Raw genomic sequence first — 19,176 nt, forward strand, 5'->3', positions numbered from 1 at the left:
TATGGCGGATGGCGAAATCCCACAGACCAGTCTGAGCGTCCTCATTGTCAATTGGAACACCCGCGAATGGCTCGTGCGGTGTATCGATTCCATCCATCGCTTTCCTCCCGGCGTCCCGTACGAGATCATCGTCGTCGATAACGCCAGCAGCGATGGCAGCGCCGAAGCCGTCCGTGAGATGGGCATCACGCTGCGTGCCGAGCAAACGAACCACGGCTACGCGCGCGGCAACAACCTCGCCTTCCAGGTGGCGCGCGGCGACTGGCTCCTGACACTCAATCCCGATACTGAGGTGACAGAGGGAGCGCTGGATACCGCACTCGAACGGTTGCGGAACCATCCCAAGCACGCGTGCCTGGGCGCCAAGCTCATCGATCCCGAACCTCCCTATGCGTCTCAGCGATCCGTCCGAGGTTTTCCCAGCGTGCTGGGGATTCTCGGCATGCTGACCGGGCTGGACAAGCGCTTCCCACGGGGCACCTTGGGTTCATACTCGCTCCCCGGATTCGACTATGAGCTGGAGCAGAACGCACCCCAACCGATGGGGACTTTCTTACTCTTCCGGCGCGCGGCGCTGGCGACGATCGGCGATCCGACTTCCCCATTCGACGAGCGTTTTCCGATCTTCTTCAATGAAGTGGACCTCTTGGCGCGGCTGGCGAAGAACGGTTGGAGCACGCTCTACTGCCCCGAGGTCCAGATTGTCCATCTGGGGGGCGCGAGCACTCGGCAGGCTCGTCCGCAGATGATTTGGGAGTCTCATCGAAGCCTCATCCGGTATCTTGTGAAGCACACCCGGAGGACAGCGCGGCTTCTATTGCCTGGCCTGGCCCTGGTGATTTGGCTTGGCGCGTGGGTGCGCGCCCGGAGTTATCATCGCGGATTTAGAGCTTAGCATCACGATCTGTAGCTGGAATGCGCGCGAAGACTTGCGGGCATGCCTCGCTTCCCTGCGAGACCGTGCCAACGAGGCGCGGTTTGAGACCATCGTCATCGAGAACAACTCGGAAGACGGCAGCGGCGACATGGTGGCTCAGGAATTCCCCGAGGTTCGGCTGTTCCGACAGGGGGTGAACCTTGGTTTCTGCGGCGGCCATAACGTTGGAGTCGGGCACATGCTCGGCAAACACTGGTTCTGCCTCAACTCCGATACGATCGTTCACGAAGGAGCGTTGCGGCGCATGATCGACTGCCTGGAAGCAAACTCCGAGATCGCGATCCTTGGCCCCAAACTCTTGAACACCGACGGCTCGCTCCAGTACAGCGTCCGACGTTTCCCGAACCCCGTGGCAGCCCTGTTCCGGAACACGTTGCTAGGCAGGCTGTGGCCTTCGAACCCCTTCACGCGCACCTACCTGATGAAGGACTTCGACCACGATGCGCCGATCGACGCCGATTGGGTGAGTGGGGCGGCGTTCATGATGTCACGTCGCGCGCTCGACAGCGTCGGCACCTTTGACCCCGAGTACTACATGTTCTGCGAAGATGTTGACCTCTGCTTTCGTTGCCACCGAGCCGGATTTCGGGTCCACTACTTACCAACCGCCCACGTGACCCACCACATTGGCCGCAGCACCGACAAGGCTCCGAACCGGATGATCGTCCGGTTTCACAAGTCGATGTATCTCTTTTTCAAACGGAACCAGATCCGTGATTTTGCGCCGCTCGCACGACCGCTCATGCTGTTCGTCGCGGCGAGCGGACTGACCTTGCGGGCTAGCGCGTTCATCATCAAAAACCTAATCGACCGGCTGGGCCGGAGGCTACGGCGATGAGCCAACGGATCCCGCTTGCCCTGCTCGCCGTCGTGCTCGCGCTCGCGACCGTCACGGGAGGTTTCATCACAGTTGAGCCCATGCCCGTAGTCTGGTCGGCAATTCTCGGCAGCCTACCACGGGTACCGGAACTGCCGACTACTGTGCACTTCATGCTCGGTCTCGTCCCTGTGAGCATCTTCGGGCTTGCCCTGGCGCGGCGACGTGTCACTCCGACCCCAAACCTTAAGGTCCTGGTGCCGCTCATGGTGCTCCTGGGGTTGCTGTTCATCTCGGTCATCGTTTCGGTCGCGCGTTACATCAGCTTCGTCTCGTTCTTGGAGTGGGCCACGGCGGCGACCATGCTCGGCGCGATCCTCGTCACTGCTGGACGCGAACGTGGACCGCGGTTGCTGCTTGCGGCCATCGCCGTCGGCGGCGTGGCGGTGTCTCTCGTGGGCATTCAGGAGTACGCCGGCTCCCGCGCACTGGATCCGAACTGGCGCATCTTCGGTGGTTGGATCAATCAAAACGTCTACGCCGCGGTACTGAACTTGTGCTTCTTCTCCGCACTTGCCTGGTGCTGGACCGGCGAGCGGGTTGCTCGGCTGCTCGCGATTCTCGGCGCGGGCATCATCCTCTTCGCGCTGTATCTCACCCAATCCCGCGGTGGCGTGCTGTCGATCGCTTGCGGACTACTGGTGTGCCTGCTGCTGCCGCTCAGGCGTCCGACCGTGCGCCAGATCGGCTCCTTCGTCGCTCCATTGATTGTCGCGGCAGTGCTCGTGGCGGGCGTGCTGGCCACCAAGCCAGGACCCAAGGGAGGCGGAACGACGGCGGGACCGCGTATTCTCGGCGGGGGCGCAGCCCCGTCGAACTCTGCCGACTTCCGCAAGCTCCTCTGGAAGAGTGCGATCACCCTGGCCAAGGAAAACCCCGCGGGTTCCGGCCTGAATACGTTTCAGTACGTCGGCACGAAGCCAGGGCTGGTAAGCAAGACCCAGCTCGCGCACTCTAGTTATCTGCAACTTGCCGCCGAAGCAACGCCCTTCGCCGCGGTGACATTCGTCGTCGTCCTCGTGGCAGTGATGCTCGAGCTTGGCCGTCGGTCGCACGGCGAACCCGAAGCAAACCAACTCATTCGCAGCGCAGTGCTCGGAGCCATCGTCGCGGCGGCGGTGCACAACCAGTTCGACAGCCTGCTCTACCACTTCGAGTATCTTCTCCTGCTCTTCGGCATGATCGGGATCGGCCTCCAGGTGGCCGCAGACGGCTCATCGCCCGAAGTGATGCCAAAACCCGCGCGGATCGTGGCAGCCCTCGGTTGCGGGCTTCTCGTGGTCCTCTTAGGCAAGGCGGCGATGGGTGAGGTCCTGCGTGGCACGGGCCTAGCGCAAATCTCGAGTCCCGAAGGAGCTGCAGCCATTCGTCAAGCGACGGCGCTGAACCCCGGCGACGGGATGGCCATGTACCTGGAGAGCGCATTGCCGCCCACGGGCGCGGAGAATCGTCAGATTGAGTTACTCAGGCAGGCGGCAGCGGCGGAGCCCCGGATGCGCTACTATCGCGCGCTGTCCCAGGCTTACCTCGCGCGGTCCGAGCCGGAGAACGCGATGCTCGCTATTCGGGACGGCCTACGCCTGGACCCTTACAACCTCGACGCGCTGAACTCATTGCGAAAGATCGCCATCAGTTCCGGCGACGACAGCGGAGCGCAAGAGGTGGCTCGACAGATGATCGAAGCTGAGAAGTCGACGACCTTCACTGTCCGTGCGATCCCCGAGATTGTCCCCACCGAGACCGCCGAGGCGCGGCAGTACCTTGCCGGTAGGAGCCTGATCGCCCACAAGCAGGCGGTGCTGTTGGAGCCCGCATGGCAGACCCTGGTTCAGTTCGCAACGGTGAGCGACCCGTTCGTCCGGAACGTGATCGGTGACGATTCGGAGGCGCGGTACGCCGGCGAATCGCTGGAAACGCTCAGCGAGAAACGGACCCTGGCCATTGAGATTGGTCGGCAGTTGGCGCGCGCGTATCGCGATCAGAATCTTGGTGGCAAGGCGGCGGAAGTTGAAGGGGTCCTGGGCACCTTGTTCAAAGCCGAGTGACGTCGGGCAGGACCATCGACGCAGAACTCCTTGATGAGTCTCGAAGCAATCGGCGCGGCGACTTCGCCCCCGTGTCCCGCGTTTTCGACCGCCACCGCAATCGCGATCTTGGGGTTGACTGCGGGCGCGTACCCCACAAACCAGCTGTGGGTCAGGCTTCGACGGCCGTCTTCGGCACTCCCAGTCTTGCCGCAGTATTGGAATCCCGGGATCTTGCTTCCTCGTGCGGTGCCAGTCTCCACAACCGCCAGAGCGGCGGACTGGAGTTGGTCCCAAAACGTATCTGGTAAGTCAATCCGCTGGAGCACTTGCGGCGAGACCCGGTCGGCGCTGGTCTGTCCATACTGCTGGATCGCTCGCACGACGTGCGGTTTGTAGACAATCCCGCGGTTCGCAACCGTCGCCACGAGGTTCGCCATCTGCATCGGCGTCATGGAAACCGCGTCTTGGCCGATCCCGAATTGGACCAGGTTGCCGCGGTAATAGCGCCCCTCACGGTTCTTTTGGACCCACGCCTCCGTGGGGATGATGCTTCTTCCCTCTTCGCGTAGGTCGATCCCCTGCATTGGGCCCAGATGCAGAAGCTCACATGCTTTGCGCAGGCCGTCCACTCCCACTCGGTTCGCCAGATCGCAAAAGTAGGTGTTGCACGACTTTTCGAACGCTCGATGGAACGTGATCGACCCGTGGGTGCCCAAGCACTTCAGCGGTCGTCCCTTGCCGAACGAGTAGAAGCCAGGGCAGTACGCCGGACGATTCGGATCAAACTTGCCAGTAAGAGCGGCCGCGATCGCGGTGACGATCTTGAACGTCGAGCCGGGCTGGTAGGTCGCCTGCGTCGCGCGGTTGAAGCTCGGACGATCCTCATTCTGATACAGATACTGGCTCTCTGCGGTGGTGAGACCATCGAGGAACATGCTCGGGTTGAAGCTGGGCGAGCTCACCATGCAAAGCACTTCGCCAGTATTCGGGTCGAGCGCTATTGCCGAACCTTTGCGACCGGAGAGCAACTCAGTTGCGAGCTGCTGTAGCCGACCGTCAATACCGAGCACGAGCTTGGAACCGGGGGTCGGCTCAGAGCGCTTCGAGATCTTCCGATCCTGACCTTTGCGCGGCGCATCCAGTTCGTCCTGCCCCGGCGTCCCCATCAGGTCAAGCTCGTGCGAGTACTCCACGCCGCTTTTGCCTACGAACATCCCGGGTTTAGCGTCGGCCGCTTTGAGCCGCTCCACGTCTTTCTCGTCCGGCGGACGGACAAAGCCGAGCACGTGGCTCATCCCCGCACCGCCGGGGTAGATCCGCAGAGGCTGGGAATCGACACCGAAACCGGGCAAATCGACGCTGCTCTCGGCGATCTTGGTCGCGGCGACGATATCCACGCCCGTGGCCACCGGGACGGGCAAGATTCCCCGCCACTTCTCGGATTCGATCTTGGCTTTGAGCTCGGCGGGGGGGATGCCAATCAACTGGGCCACCCGCTGAATGACCTTCGCATCACGCAGGGCGATGCGCGGCTGAGCCGTCACGACGAGTTCAGCTTTCACCCCGGCGACGATGGTGCCATCGCGGTCAACGATGAGTCCTCGGGGTGCGGGAGTCTCGATCCGCTGCCGCCCCAACTGCTCCGCACGCTCAATGAGAGCGGGTGACTTGACGACTTGGATGTACCAAAGGCGCAAGAATAGGCCAAGAATCCCGATGAACGGAAGCGAGATGAGCAGCATGACGCGCGCATCCATGGTTTGGCCTCTCTCTTCGTGGATTACGGACATCTCAGGGGTTCTTCAGCTCCCGCCAAACTCGCTTCAGCCGTGACACAAGAGGCGAATCGTGAGTACGCGTCGCCTGGGTTTTGACCGGGGCACGTTTCGCCCCGGTTAGTTGCTTCGGAGGGACGATGACCTGAATGTACCAGAGGCGCGCAAAGACCGTAAGCAAGCCGAAACACGGCACCAGAAAAAGCATCCAGGTGCGGAAATCCGTGTTCATGGGGCGGGGCTTTCTTCGCTCGGGCATATGCTGCCTCCAGGCACAGAAGTATTAACTCGATTGACCAGGCAATCGTTTCATCCGCCGTGCTTTCTGCACGTCGATTTCGGCTCGCGGCCCCGACGGTACGTCCGGGGAGTCTTCTCCGGACACGCTGCGCTCGCCAGTTGACCCGTATCCGCGCATACCATCACCGTGATGGTTCCTCGCTCCTCCTCGGGCGGTTTTGCAGCCGGGGGTGTTTGCCGCGGAGTCGTTTTGGGACCTGGCTCTGGCTTCGTCGCCGGGGGTTCCATCCCGCCTTGAGAACCGTCGTCATTGGGAGTCGTTCGCTCACCGGGAGGTGTGTCCGCGGGCTGGATCGGCGGTGCCTGCTCTGGCGAGCCTGCCGGGTCTCCGTTGCGATTCTCATCTGGATTCGGCTCGGTGTTGACAGGGGGATTCTCGTCTCTGGTGTTCGGGGTCTCGGCCTTCCACCCATCGATGGCGGGAGCGTTGTGCGAAGTTCCCCGCTCACCGTACTTGCGCTGCGCGCGCGCGACGATGTCGGTCCACATCTGCACCGTATGGGTACCGCCAAATACGTTGCTGGACATCTCCTCGTACTTCGGCACGATGATCCCGCCAGGGCGCTTTTCAAGGATCTCGTTGGCGATCCAGCCCACGCCAAGGAACTTGTCCGTGTAGCCCACGAACCATGCATCCCGGTTGTCGCTCGTAGTGCCGGTCTTTCCGCGCGCGTTGGTGATTCCGGACGCGGCCTTCGCCGTGCCAGAGGTGACCACCGAGCGCATGTAGCTGTCGAGCAGGTCTGCGACGTCGGCCTTTAGCTTGCCCCGCGTGATCCGACCGCGATTCGACACCAAGATGTCGCCGTCCGGGCCGGTGATCTGGGAGATTCCAAACGGCTCGAACTGCCCACCGCTGAGCATGAACGTGCTGTAGCCCCGCGCCATCTCGATCGGGCTCACCTCACTCGCTCCGAGCGCGCTGCTCAGGTACGGGTAGATCTCGTGCTCGAAACCAAACGTTCGGCGACAGCGGCTAGAAAAGTCGGCGAGGCCACGGGACCTCCCGTAGCGATACAACGCGTCCACTGCGGGCACGTTGATCGAAAACGAAATCGCGGTCCGCAAGTCCACGCTTCCTCCGTACCGGCCAGTCGAGTTGCGAGGCGAGTAGGGCGGCTGCCCCGAAAGTCTGAAGACTTGTTGCGCGTTGGTAAGCGCACTGTTCGGGCTCAGGATTCGCTGTTCAAGCGCAAGCGCGTAGACGAAAGGCTTGAAGGACGACCCCGGCTGCCGCTTCCCTTGCGAGCAGACGTTGAACTGATTTCGGTTGTAGTCGCAGCCTCCGACCATCGCAAGGATCTCCCCATCGCGATTCAGGAGCAAGAACGAGCCGGTGGTCACCCGTGACCGGCGGTACCGATCGACGATCGTCTTCACCCGGTCCTCTGCCGCGTCTTGGAGCGAGGCGTCCAGCGTGGTCCGGATCTTGTAACCGCCTTGGTCAATATGCAGATCGGGATAGCTACGCTCAATCGTCTTTAGCACGTAATCAACGAAATACGGTGCGACCTTCTTGGTGCGCAGCCCAGGCGACGGCTTGCGCTTGTTAAGCACGAGTTGCTCATTTTTTGCGGCCTGGTACTGCGCCTCCGTGATCATCTTCTCATCGCGCATGATCACCAGGACCGCGTCTCGATTGTGCAGGGCCACCTTAGGGTTCGCGATCGGGTTCTCGAAGCTGGGTCGTCGAACGCAGCGTGCCAGCGTCGCCGCTTCGGCGATCGTCAGTTCGTCGAGATCCTTGTCGAAGTACGTCTCGGCTGCCTTCTTGATGCCGTAAGACCAAGATCCGTAGTACACCTGGTTCAGATAGAACTCGAGGATGAACTCCTTGGTGTGGTGCTTTTCGATCTCAACCGCCAGGGCCATATCTTGCAGCTTGCGTTCGATGGTCTGCTTGGGGCTGGTGTAGACCCGCTTGGCGACCTGCATCGTGAGGGTGCTTGCTCCGCCTTCGATGCTACGCTCACGGGCATTGGTGACGGCTTGCCGCACAAGCGACCACGGGTCGATACCGCTGTGTGAATAGAACCGCTTGTCCTCTGCGGCCAGCGTCGCGTCCTGGACAATTTTGGGGACGTCTTTGAGCGCGACCCATTCGCGGTTCTCGCCGACCATGCTGAAGAGGACCTTCCCGTCGCGGCTCAGGATCTCGGTCGGAGCGATGTCGATCTTGTCCTTGACCGAACTGAGCGTCACCGCGAGGGGCTCGGCCTCTTTGAGCTTCATGCCCCAGACGTACGAGCCAGCCAAGACGCCTACCGATGCAAAAATGAAGAGCACCAAGGCCGTAATCTTCAGCCGGTGCAACCATTTTCGCCGAGGCTTGCGCGCCGGACGTGCAGAGGCCTTTAGTGCGTTACCCTTGGTGGACACGATGCTCGTTCAGTATAACGCACAGGGTTCGAGAGTCGTGCCCGTGCTTCAGACTGATCTCCAAGAGGTTTAGACGTGAAGCGGGGCCTAGTTGCATGCAGCTTAGGCGAAAATCCCATGGTGCGCGCCAAACTAGAGGGACCCATGCGACCCATCTCCCGCAAATTTGACTCCCTAGCCCAAGCGGGTGAGAAGGCGTTAGTGACCTTCGTCACTGCGGGCGACCCGTCCCTGGACCAACTCCCGGCGATCCTGGACACTCTTTGCGAGGCAGGCTCGGACATTATCGAATTGGGAATCCCCTTCAGCGATCCGATCGCCGACGGCCCTACCATTCAGGCAAGTAGCCAACGTGCACTGGATCGCGGAGTCCGGCCGATGGCGGTCCTGGAGGCCCTCTCACGATGGCAAAACCCTGGGGCGCCGATTGTGCTCATGGGCTACTACAACCCCGTGCTTCACGCCGGGATCGAGCGGTTCGCTCAGGCAATTCGTGATGCTGGCGCATCGGGCACGATCATCAGCGACCTCACGCCCGAGGAGTCGGACGCCTGGATTGCAACGAGCGAGGCGTGCGAGCTGGACCATATTTACCTGGCCGCACCGACGAGCACCGAGGCGAGGCTCGCGATGGTCGCCAAGTGTTCGAGCGGATTTCTCTATGCCGTGTCGAGAACGGGTGTCACCGGCGTGGGTTCGAAGTTCTCGGACCAGGTCGGTGACCTCGTGCTACGGTGCAAGGCCCATACCAATATCCCCATTTGTGTTGGATTCGGAATCAGCAAGCCGGAGCATGTGCACGCGGTGTGCGAGCAAGCTGATGGTGCGGTGGTGGGCTCTTCACTGGTAGATTTGCTGGCGAGCGAATGGGATTCGGGCCGAGGCGCATCGACGATTCGTGAGTTCGTTCGTGGTTTGAAGGCTGGTACCCGACCATAATAGAGGTGGGGAGATGAAGACTCGACGGCTCTGGCACGGGATCGCAACTGCCTCCGCGTTCGCGATGGCGCTGTGTTGCGCTGCCCAGACCGAGCAACCGCTGGCCTCCAGTTCGAGCGCTTCCACCGAGATCGGCGTCCCCATCGCCGGGTTCTCAGAGACGATGGTCACTTACGCGCGCGAAGTCCTCGTCCGGATCAACCAGATCCGGTCCGAGGAGAAGCTCAAGCCCGTTCGACTGAACTGGAAACTCGCCGAAGCATCGCTTTGGCATGCGAAGGACATGGCGTCCAAGGGCTACTTCGACCACAAGGACTCACTCGGACGCACCTCCAAGGATCGTATTGAAGCGCTCGGCATCAAGGATTGGAAGGTGATCGCGCAGAACATCGCGGGCGGCGCGGCCGATCCGGCCACAGTGGTGAAGATGTGGATGGACAGTCCCGGGCACCGCAAGAACATCTTGCGGCCGGACGTGACCGAGATGGGGATCGGGTACTACTTCGACCCCGATAGCAAGTATCTGAAGTACTGGGTTCAGGACTTCCTCGGACGTTAGGCGACGCTTGTCACCGGCTTCAGCTCGATCGGAGCGGCTTCGTAATTGTCCGTCTTCAGTTCTTCACCGGTCGCTTCCGCTTGGAGCACGGCCTTGAGACTTGCAATCGCGACTTCCAGGTGCTTCTGTTCCGGCTCAAGCGTGGTCAGAAACTGCTGGCTCCACAGGCCGGGGGCAAACGCAATCGTGATGATCCGCTTGGATCGGAACCGCCCTGCCAGGCGCAAGAGCTCGTAGCTAACACCGGCGATGAGCGGCACGATACAAAGTTCAATAAGCACGCGAACGGTGGTGTCGGCGAGCAGGTTGCCTGGAGCACCCGTCACCGGATAGCGGGGGACGAGCGGCAGGAACAGAAAGCTCACGATGAGGACGATGACGGCGAAGCTGGTTCCGCATCGCGGGTGCAATCGCGTGATCTTCGTCGCGTTCTCCAGGTTCAGTTCTTCCCCTGCCTCAATGACGTTGATCGCCTTATGCTCGGCCCCGTGGTATCGAAAGACGTCTTTGATAGCGGCCATGCGGCCGATAAGCCACAAGTAAGCTAGGAAGATAACGACCTTGGCGCATTCGGCAATGAAGTTGGTCGCCGTGCCTTGCTTATCGCCGGTCCAACGGCTGGAGAACTGCGCAACCAAGTTGGGAACGTACTGAAAGAGCATGATGCCCATCCCCAAGCCAACAACCAGCGCGCCGATGATTGAGGCACTCTGGATAGCGGTGCTTGTAGGCGCAGGCTGTGGCAGTCCTTCGGCTGGAACCGCCTTGGCGGCAGGCGTCGGAGTGCTGGCATTGGCGGAAGGTGTCGAGGCTAGAGCCTCAGGCTCAGGTGAAGCCAGTTCCGGGCGCATCTGAACGTCCCCGGCAAATCGCATCGACTTGATGCCAAGCGCCATGCCATCGAGGATTGCGAGCGTGCCCCGCAGAAACGGAAGTTTGAGCCACTTCTGCCGACCGACCCAGGTCTTGGCGAGCTCTTCGGTGTGCACCACGATGTTCCCGTTCGGGGCCCGACAGGCCACCGCGAAGTAATGCGGAGAGCGCATCATCACTCCATCGATGACGGCTTGACCGCCGAACTGTAAATACTCCGCATCTGGCATAGGCGTTGGAAGTGTACCTAGGGTGAGTTTCGGCTCTTCTCCGGGATGTTTTCACAGAAGTCCCGCCAGATCACTGGGACTTTCGTGAACATTGCCGAAGATGAGGCGTCTAGAATAGAGCATTCCTTGGAGGGAAACAATGAAGACCATCGACATGAAGTCGAATGGCCTTGTGCTCACCGAAGAGGAGGCGTTCGCGCTGCTGAACCTGGCATTGACCAGTCCGCAGAAGCTCGACGCAACTTCGGAAGAGGCCATTCATAAACTGGCTGCGTTCTGTTCGCAATCATCTCATAAGTCTCTGCAGCCAGCGGGTGAGCTGGAACGGGCGGTCTGATTCTCAGATCGCCTTGTTCGTTTCTGGAGCAAAAAAAGGCCCGCGTAGTGAAAGCCACGCGGGGGGAGATAGGAGTTGGTTGTATTGATTGCTACAGGCACGCTGAGCGGCCATCCCGCAGGTGTGGCAGGAAAGCCAGAAAGAGACGGCCACTCAACGTTTCCGGTTTATGATTTCAAAGAGAGCCCACAGAGGGCCGCGACTCACTGCATTGTTTCGCCGCGGCCTGGGGATGCATCGATTAGGCAGCCGCGAGCTGGTACTCTTCCTCGCCTTCGAGGACTTGCTGCAGTCGGAGGCCGATGATGTACTCGACCTCGGTTTGGGTCCGGGCAACACAGACGTACTTGGTTGCGCCACGCAGACGGCAATAGACCTGCGCCACGTGAAATGCCTCTAGGACACCCTCATCCACTCGGTTCGCCTTTGAATAGTCGAGTTTGTAGGTGAACGGTCGCTGAGGGACGGCCCCCAGTTCGTGAACAATCGCATCGGCGAAGACTTGCGCCTCGCCAACCGTGACATTTCCGCCGAGGCTTGCCTCGAGTGTGTTTTCCTCTTCGTTCCAATTAACGATATACATGGATTCTTTAGTCCCCGTCGGGAGCCAGATGAGCTTCCGATGGGTGGATTGTTCCCTGCTCCCTCGCCGCGCACGTTAGTCGAATTACGGGTGTCGATTGAACTCAAGCACCGTTTCCAGCTAGACCGTTTGCTGGCCCGTAAGGTGTCTAGCTGGAGGGTTGTACGGGGGCCTTTTGAACCTAAATCGGCAAGCTATCCCCGGCATTCGACGGGCTGCATGGAGTGCCTCGGCGCGGGAACCGTAGGGGCAAAGAGATCGTCGGCCCGTTGATGCGTTCGGCTCTCGCAGGGTATCTTCTATCCCTACGCGCTCGTAGCTCAGTGGATAGAGCATCAGCTTGCGGAGCTGGGGGTCGGAGGTTCGAGTCCTCTCGAGCGCGCCACTTTCCCTCACCTTTACAGAGTCAAGACAGAACTCCACAACAGGGGTCATTAATCTTGGACCACGCCTGCGACAGTGGTGCTTGAGCAGAAATCGCCTCCGCCGTCCAAGCATGTTCCAGCGACTTCGAACAACTGTTCGACCGGATTTTAGAACCGCAGACCCAATAGGCGCCGATTGGACCTTGGTGCTCCCGTTGAAACGTGACGTCCGGCATCACCTGTCCAGTTCGGATTGGGCCGGTCCCTGTATTTTTGCTCTTTTTGGTCCCAGGGCTGCAACTTTTGGCGATTCCGACCTATTCTAATGAATACGGTCTACCGAACGTGCCGAGTTTTCTTCGAGACCGCAGGCACGGGGGTAGGCAGCATTCCGCTCGAATGTAGATTCGAGTTCTTAAAAACGAGCGACTTCGGTCGCCGGGACGCAGCCAATGCGTCCAAGAAAGGATTGGCGAGGGTGCCCTGAGAAACAGGGGTGCCCTCCAGCCAAGGAAAATTGCCTTCAGGTAAATCTCCCCTCGTGAACCCTCATGACCGCTTGAACGCGGACATCACCGGTTGCCAAGCTTGTCCGCGGCTCCGGGCATGGTGCGTCCAGGTGGCCGCTGAGAAGCGTGCCTCTTTTCGGGATGACGACTACTGGGGATTGCCCGTGCCAAACTTTGGGGACCCCGATGCCACGCTGCTCATCGTCGGGCTTGCCCCCGCGGCGCACGGCGCAAACCGGACCGGACGGATGTTCACCGGCGATCGGAGTGGGGACTGGCTGTACCGCAGTCTGCACGCGATCGGCGCGGCCAACCAGCCTCACGCGACGGATCGCGGCGACGGCCTGGCCCTTAGGGGCGCACTGATCACGGCGGTGAACCACTGCGCGCCGCCGGGCAACAAACCCACCCCGGAGGAGATGGATGCGTGCTCAGTACATTTGCAGCGGACGCTCGCGCTCCGACCATGGCGAGCAGTGCTTTGCCTCGGAGGCATTGCTTGGGATCGATTCCACAAGACCCTTGGTGAGAAGCCTCAGATGAAATTCGGCCACGGGGTCGAATCGACCTCCGTGACCGGATTGAGAGTCTTTGGGTGCTACCACCCCAGTCAGCAGAACACCTTTACAGGCCGGTTGACGCAGCCGATGCTGGAACAGGTGCTGGCGCGGTGGTGGGCATGCCGTTGATTAGGTAGTCCCGCTCGACCACGAACTTCATAAGCTGGCCATTGCGAGAGACGGTGATATTGACCTTGGTGCCTTTTTGGCCCTCCATCATGTTCGCGAGCTTCTTGAACGAAAGTCCGCTCGGGTCCTCGCCATCAACGCTTAGAAGACTATCCCCTGCCTTCAGCCCCGCCTTGGACGCCGGGCTATTTGGCACCACGCGGAAGATCATCGTGCGCTCCATCTCCTCATAGTAGGCAGCCAGGATTCCCGTCTCGGCGATGGGCTTGCTCCCCGGGTCCTCGGTGTATCGCTCCAGCCAGACGTAGCGGCGCTCCATATCGAACGTGATGTTGAAGTTCTTGAGGAAGCCGAAGCCCACCGTGCCCGCGCTCTCGGCGGAGCTGCTGGGCAAGTCGATGATCGACCAGACACTCTCTTTGACCGGAACGCCAAAGATCTTCATGTCCTTCATGTACATGTACCAACTATCCACCGTTCCCGATGCCACGCCCGACTGCTTCATGAACTTTGGTGCGTCACCGATTTTCCAAATCCCCGCGTCCTCAAGGACGTCCTTGTGGGTGGTTGCATAAAACGCGTTCCCGGTGTCGAGCGCGAGTGTGAATCTCTTTCCAGTTGGTGCCTCCACGCGTAATTCGATTGAGTTGTTGCCCGTGGGGAGCATTTTCAGCAAAAAGGTCTTGACGTTGTCGGGCTTGCGCTTGCTGATGTCGTATGAATCCGGATAGAAAATGAACTTGCTCTTCTCGAAGTTGATTTCGGTTGTCAGGTGGCTAATGGTTTCGAGCCCCATGATCCCGTCGCAGTGGACGCCATAGTTCTCGCTCATGTTTCCCTGGTCCTGCTGCACCGCGGTGAAGCCCTTGGTATCGATTTTCATCGCGCCGAGGGAGAGCGTCTTGATCGGCACGGTGGGGGCCTCGAATTGTCCGACGAAGTCCCGCAGTGTTATGGATCCGGTCGGCTTTCCAATGTTCACCGATGGGCTGATGACGACGACACCTGAGAAGCCCGTATCGAACATGAAACTGCATTTCTGGCCGTTCACGAGCGCCTCGACGACCATAGCCTCTTCGGTCTTGATGAACGGGTGTTCGACAGGAGCGACCGGTCCGGCAGCAATGAGCAGACTAAGAAGTGTGGCTTGAATCATGTTCTAATTACTCTTACGCGCAGTGACCATGTAGATAGGCAACACCATCCACTGCATACCGCAGATCGTACACAGTATTGACGGTACGAGCCAGATGAAGTTTCCCCGCCGATCGACCAAGTCCATGATTGTCCAGAAGATTGTGCCGATCGTGAGGAAAAGAGACAAGAGACTCACCCAACCCGGCATCACGCTGCTCATGCGCTCGGACAGCTCTTTAGTTTTGTCCTGATTCTGAGCATTTGCCATCAACTCGGAGAAATAGGGGAGTAGCACCGTAACTGAATAGGCGAACACACACGCTGAGAGAAGGACCAACAGCCAACCGGCTGCGGTCCACAGACCGGCGTTCTTTGTAAGGAATGGCAAGGTGTGGACCGATCTGCTCTCATATCCCGCACGAGGCATGCTCTGGGGCGGAGCCGCCATCCCTCCATAAGGGACACCGGGGGGAGGAGCCATGGCGGGCTGGGAATGGGCCGCGGCACGCCGCTCCTCATCGATCAGCCGCATCAGGTCCTGTGCGCTGTTCATCCCGCTATCGATCTGCAGGGCCTCACGAGCGAGCGAGTACGCCGAGTCCCGATCTCCCTGCTGATACAGGTGCGTCGCGAAGTTGTACCGCGCCTTGGCGTTCTGCAGGTCTGCATTGACGGCAACCTGGAACGCCCCGGTGGCCTCGGCCGATCGGCCAAGCTGAGCGAGCGCAATGCCACGAATCGTGTGCGCCTGCGACGACTTCTGAGATTCGGTGAGCGCCCCGTCTGCAGCACGCAAAGCGTCTTCAAACCGGTGTTCGCCCAACGCCTGAGTCGCTTCTTGGATGAGCTGATCGTACTTTTCGGACATAGAATTTTGCCTTCTGTGCCAGAGTATGAAGCTTACGCTCATTCGGCGTCAAATCGGTTCGAACGGAATAGCTGGCATTCATTTCGGATCTGTCGTTATACTGGGACCCAAAATGCGTTCCGTGCGCATATCGGAGGGATACGGGTTATGAATTCAAAACTGTGGTTGATTTCTGGTTTGGCTACCTTGGCGGTTGCAATGACTGGCCTCAGCGGATGCAAGAAGGCGGAAGACTCCGCGGCGACGGGTGGGACGCAGGCGGGCTCCACCGCGCCAGCAGACACCGTTCGACCGGCTCCTACCGCAGAGGGCAACAAGATGGCTGGCGAAACGATCAAGCTCGGCTGCGTGGCAAGCTTGACTGGCGATCAGAAGCCTTGGGGCGACGACAGCGCCAAAGGTGCCAAGCTCGCGGTTGATGAACTGAATGCCGCGGGAGGCATTGGCGGTAAGAAGATTGAGTTGCTGACCGAAGACTCCGCCAGCAAGCCGGACCCAGCCAAGACCGCCGCCGAGAAGCTCATTTCCGATGGCGTGCTGGCCATCGTCGGAGAAGTCGCGAGCGGCCACACGGAGCTGATCGCACGCACCGCGTACGAGAAGGGCGTCCCCGTCGTCTCTATCGGTTCGACGAAGACGACTATCACCGACATCGGCACGAACGTTTTCCGCGTCTGCTACACGGACGATTTCCAAGGGCCGGTTATGGCTCAGTTTGCTTATGACGAACAAGGTATGCGCGAGATGGCGATCATCACGGACCGCAAGGCTCCGTACTCGCAGGGTCTCAGTGCAAGCTTCAAGACGAAGTTCGAGAGCTTGGGTGGCAAGATCGTCGCCGAGCAGGCCTACCAGACCGGCGAAACCCAGTTCCAGGGCATCTTGAGCGAGATCAAAGCGAAGAATCCGCAGGGCATCTTCTTGAGCGGCTATTTCCCTGAAGTCGGCCCGATCGCTTCGCAGGCTCGACAGGCTGGTATCACTGCAAAGTTCTTTGGTGGCGACGGTTGGGACTCCCCAACAATCCTACAGTCTGGCGGTGATGCGATCCTCGGCGGATTCTTGTGCAACCACTACAACAACAAGGAAGATCGACCGGAGGTCGGCAACTTCCTCACCAAGTACAAGGCGATCAGCGGCGGCAAGGAACCCGGCACCACCATGGCTGCGCTGGGCTATGATGCGGCTCTGGTCGTGATCGACGCTCTGAAGCGACTCGCCGCCGCGCAGAAAGAGTTCAACAGCAAGAACTTGATCGAGGAGATCGAAAACACGGTGAACATGGCAGGCGTCAGCGGCAACATCACGCTCAAGGGCATGAAGGGTAATCCTCCCAAGCGCGCACTCGTCGTCGAAGTGAGACCGATGGCCGAGGGATTCCAGGTGTTCCGCAAGGCTTACGAGTACGCGGACGTGATGAAGTAAATGGTGCTCGGCTCCGGGCTTTTGGCAGCGTTTGAACTCCAAACGCTGCCAGAACAGTTGGTGAACGGCCTGCAGTACGGTGCGGTCTACGCGCTAATGGCGCTGGGCTACACGATGGTCTACGGTGTGCTGCGGCTCATCAACTTCGCGCATGGCGAAATCTACATGCTCGGAGCCTACACCGCTCTCTTCGTCTCCTGGGCGTTCGGGTTCAGCCCTGCACAAGAACTCGGTACCCAAACCAACGTCTGGATTATCATCGCCATGCTCGCGGCGAGCATGGCCGTCTCCGCACTCTTCGGCGTGATCATTGAGCGATTCGCGTATCGACCCATGCGCAGTCAGCCACGCATTGCCGCGCTCATCACGGCCATTGGCGTCTCGCTGTTGCTGCAATACGGTGGTCAGCTCTTCTTGCCCAATTCTCCTGCGCCCAACGTGAGTCAGCGCGTGAACCCGTTCCCCGGCGCATACTCCTTCACGCTCAAAGCCGCCGACCCTGAGCTCACTGCCAAAGCCGAATCACAACAGCAAGAGCTCAAGCGGCTCGAAGGCCTTTGGACCGCCCAGCAGATCAAAGAGAAGGACACCTACAACCCTTCGCCGGAGGGCAAGGCCATTCGCGACGCGTTCTTCAACACGCGCGCAACGTATGACAAGGCGGTCGCCGATGCTCGTGCGACTGCGATCACGGTAGGCATCAGCAAAGGGTACGTCATCATTTTTGTCGTCACCCTCGTCCTCATGGCGGCGCTACGGCATCTGGTGCTCTTCACCAAGGCAGGCCGGGCGATGCGCGCGGTGAGCCACGATTTCGATTCTGCCTCGCTGATGGGTATCAACGTGAACAAGATCGTGACGTTGACATTCGTGATCGGTTCTTCCCTCGCCGGCGCAGCGGCCATGCTCAGCGCCACGTTTCAAGCCGGCATCAAGATCGACACCTTCTTCGGACTGCTGCCCGGAGTTAAAGCGTTCGTTGCTGCCGTCCTCGGCGGCATCGGTAACATCCCCGGCGCGGTCTTGGGCGGGTTCCTGATGGGGCTCACCGAAACGATGGTCGTGTGGGGTGGTGGCAGTGATTACAAGGACGCCGTCGCCTTCGTCATTCTCATCCTCGTTTTGCTGGTGCGTCCAGGCGGTCTGCTGGGCTCGGCCAAGGTGGAAAAGGTTTGAAGTTCGCGCTGATCCGGGTGGGCTCTATCGCGCTCGCGATCCTGGGGGCCTTCGCCTTTGACACGGTCGTTAAAGGAGCGCTTGACTCGTTCGCCGTACGTCTGGTCTTCTTGGCGGGACTGTACGTGACCCTCGCGGTGAGCCTGAACCTGATCAACGGCGTGACGGGCCAGTTCTCGATTGGCCACGCAGCGTTCTACCAAGTGGGGGCTTACGCAGCCGCCTACCTGTCCATCAACTACTTCGCGGGGCAATCGCTCTCGGCCCCGGTCTGGATCATCGCAATGCTCGTTGTCGGCGCGATAATGGCTTCGCTGGCAGGACTCATTGTTGGGCTTCCGAGCCTGCGGCTTCGCGGGGACTACTTGGCGATCGCGACCCTGGGCTTTGGTGAGATCATCCGCATCGTCGTCCAGAACACGCAGGAGCTCGGTGCAGCGCGCGGCCTGAGCGTCTCGCCCAAGGTAGAGGCGCCGCTCTGGCTGGCGGTGCTGTTGGCGACCGTCTGCATCGCCGTATGCCGAAACTTGCTGAAAGTTGCCCACGGGCTCACTTTCTTGGCCGTACGCGATGACGAGGTGGCGAGCTCGGCGATGGGGATCAATGTCACCAAGACCAAGGTCGTTGCGTTCTTGGTCGGCTCGGCGTTCGCCGGATCGGCCGGCGCGCTCATGGCCCACAACAGTGGTTTCATCGAGCCGAACATGTTCACGATGGAGACCTCGTTCGTGATCCTCACGATGGTGGTGCTCGGTGGCACCGGATCGATCACCGGCGCAACCATTGCCGCGATCGTCCTCAGCATCCTTCCCGAGGCGCTACGCCTCATCGACGCAGTCACGATGTCCGGCTTGATCGGCGCAACGATATCGCTGATCGGAACGGTCGTCGTGCTTCGTCATGTCGGCGAGCACTTCCACGGCAAGGCATCGCAAAAGGCGGCTCGAATCGCTGGCACCCTGGTGGGTGCCGTCGTGGTCACCTACGTGCTGAAGTTCCTACTGGGGCTTATCCCAGCGCTGGCATCGGCTTCGGTCGAAGGGTCCAAATTGCGGCTGGTCATCTTCGCGGCAACGCTCATCATGGTCATGCTGCTCCGGCCACAAGGTGTCTTCGCCCACCACGAGTTCAGTTGGAACTGGGTCCGAGGGCTGTTCCGCAAGACTTCGGAGGCGAGGGCGTGAACACTCC

Annotated in this window: 16 protein-coding genes and 1 tRNA gene; 11 read left to right on the top strand and 6 right to left on the bottom strand. The window is 60.2% G+C overall.

The window, feature by feature from the left end:
• Position 1 precedes the first annotated feature (1 nt).
• From JNM85_07800 to JNM85_07810, 3 genes are read left to right on the top strand one after another with little or no spacing between them, the layout of a single operon-like run.
• The gene (locus JNM85_07800) at positions 2 to 895 is read left to right on the top strand and encodes a glycosyltransferase family 2 protein (GenBank protein MBL8087955.1); all 894 of its coding nucleotides are present in this window, start codon (positions 2 to 4) and stop codon (positions 893 to 895) included.
• Positions 846 to 1,775: a glycosyltransferase family 2 protein gene (locus JNM85_07805; GenBank protein ID MBL8087956.1), complete on the top strand. Its 930-nt coding sequence runs from the start codon at positions 846 to 848 to the stop codon at positions 1,773 to 1,775. Before JNM85_07800 ends, JNM85_07805 begins: the two co-directional genes overlap by 50 nt.
• Entirely contained in the window at positions 1,772 to 3,859 is a 2,088-nt protein-coding gene (locus JNM85_07810; protein MBL8087957.1) for an O-antigen ligase family protein, read from the top strand. The genes JNM85_07805 and JNM85_07810 overlap by 4 nt, the downstream gene beginning before the upstream one ends.
• On the opposite strand, the gene mrdA is transcribed toward JNM85_07810, so the two are convergent.
• Both mrdA and JNM85_07820 read right to left on the bottom strand, forming a co-directional pair.
• Positions 3,793 to 5,631 (bottom strand): penicillin-binding protein 2, encoded by a 1,839-nt coding sequence (gene mrdA, locus JNM85_07815; GenBank protein ID MBL8087958.1) that lies wholly within the window; start codon positions 5,629 to 5,631, stop codon positions 3,793 to 3,795. The two genes, JNM85_07810 and mrdA, sit on opposite strands and share 67 nt — an antisense overlap.
• Before the next feature lie 294 nt (positions 5,632 to 5,925).
• Positions 5,926 to 8,295: a transglycosylase domain-containing protein gene (locus JNM85_07820; GenBank protein MBL8087959.1), complete on the bottom strand. Its 2,370-nt coding sequence runs from the start codon at positions 8,293 to 8,295 to the stop codon at positions 5,926 to 5,928.
• Between the two features lie 144 nt (positions 8,296 to 8,439).
• Here JNM85_07820 and JNM85_07825 point away from each other — a divergent pair, with 144 nt between their 5' ends.
• Positions 8,440 to 9,234: a tryptophan synthase subunit alpha gene (locus JNM85_07825; protein MBL8087960.1), complete on the top strand. Its 795-nt coding sequence runs from the start codon at positions 8,440 to 8,442 to the stop codon at positions 9,232 to 9,234.
• A 13-nt stretch (positions 9,235 to 9,247) separates the two neighbouring features.
• Positions 9,248 to 9,793 (top strand): CAP domain-containing protein, encoded by a 546-nt coding sequence (locus JNM85_07830; GenBank protein MBL8087961.1) that lies wholly within the window; start codon positions 9,248 to 9,250, stop codon positions 9,791 to 9,793.
• Here JNM85_07830 and JNM85_07835 read toward each other — a convergent pair.
• A complete protein-coding gene (locus tag JNM85_07835) occupies positions 9,790 to 10,896 on the bottom strand; it encodes a DUF1385 domain-containing protein (GenBank protein MBL8087962.1) in 1,107 nt (368 codons plus the stop codon). The two genes, JNM85_07830 and JNM85_07835, sit on opposite strands and share 4 nt — an antisense overlap.
• Positions 10,897 to 11,035: 139 nt before the next feature.
• Between JNM85_07835 and JNM85_07840 the strand changes: the two genes are divergently transcribed.
• Positions 11,036 to 11,233 (top strand): hypothetical protein, encoded by a 198-nt coding sequence (locus JNM85_07840; GenBank protein ID MBL8087963.1) that lies wholly within the window; start codon positions 11,036 to 11,038, stop codon positions 11,231 to 11,233.
• Positions 11,234 to 11,474: 241 nt separating this feature from the next.
• Here the strand turns inward: JNM85_07840 and JNM85_07845 are convergent, their stop codons facing one another.
• Entirely contained in the window at positions 11,475 to 11,816 is a 342-nt protein-coding gene (locus JNM85_07845; protein MBL8087964.1) for a hypothetical protein, read from the bottom strand.
• A 309-nt stretch (positions 11,817 to 12,125) separates the two neighbouring features.
• Here JNM85_07845 and JNM85_07850 point away from each other — a divergent pair.
• Positions 12,126 to 12,201: transfer RNA gene (locus tag JNM85_07850), tRNA-Arg, on the top strand.
• A gap of 521 nt (positions 12,202 to 12,722) precedes the next feature.
• Positions 12,723 to 13,379 carry a uracil-DNA glycosylase gene (locus JNM85_07855; GenBank protein MBL8087965.1) on the top strand — a complete coding sequence of 219 codons (657 nt, stop codon included), beginning with the start codon at positions 12,723 to 12,725 and terminating at the stop codon, positions 13,377 to 13,379.
• Here JNM85_07855 and JNM85_07860 read toward each other — a convergent pair.
• Together JNM85_07860 and JNM85_07865 are read right to left on the bottom strand one after the other, a co-directional pair.
• The gene (locus JNM85_07860; GenBank protein ID MBL8087966.1) at positions 13,315 to 14,535 is read right to left on the bottom strand and encodes a PDZ domain-containing protein; all 1,221 of its coding nucleotides are present in this window, start codon (positions 14,533 to 14,535) and stop codon (positions 13,315 to 13,317) included. The genes JNM85_07855 and JNM85_07860 overlap by 65 nt on opposite strands.
• A 3-nt stretch (positions 14,536 to 14,538) precedes the next feature.
• A complete protein-coding gene (locus JNM85_07865; protein ID MBL8087967.1) occupies positions 14,539 to 15,384 on the bottom strand; it encodes a hypothetical protein in 846 nt (281 codons plus the stop codon).
• A gap of 147 nt (positions 15,385 to 15,531) precedes the next feature.
• Between JNM85_07865 and JNM85_07870 the strand changes: the two genes are divergently transcribed.
• The 3 genes from JNM85_07870 to JNM85_07880 are packed head-to-tail and all read left to right on the top strand — an operon-like array spanning position 15,532 to position 19,169.
• Positions 15,532 to 16,809, top strand: a complete 1,278-nt coding sequence (locus JNM85_07870) for an ABC transporter substrate-binding protein (GenBank protein MBL8087968.1) — start codon at positions 15,532 to 15,534, stop codon at positions 16,807 to 16,809.
• Positions 16,810 to 17,985, top strand: coding sequence for a branched-chain amino acid ABC transporter permease (locus JNM85_07875; GenBank protein MBL8087969.1), 1,176 nt, complete (start codon positions 16,810 to 16,812; stop codon positions 17,983 to 17,985).
• The gene (locus JNM85_07880) at positions 17,982 to 19,169 is read left to right on the top strand and encodes a branched-chain amino acid ABC transporter permease (GenBank protein ID MBL8087970.1); all 1,188 of its coding nucleotides are present in this window, start codon (positions 17,982 to 17,984) and stop codon (positions 19,167 to 19,169) included. Before JNM85_07875 ends, JNM85_07880 begins: the two co-directional genes overlap by 4 nt.
• The last annotated feature ends 7 nt before the right edge of the window (positions 19,170 to 19,176 follow it).

Source organism: Chthonomonas sp. (genome assembly GCA_016788115.1).
GTDB lineage: Bacteria > Armatimonadota > Fimbriimonadia > Fimbriimonadales > Fimbriimonadaceae > UBA2391.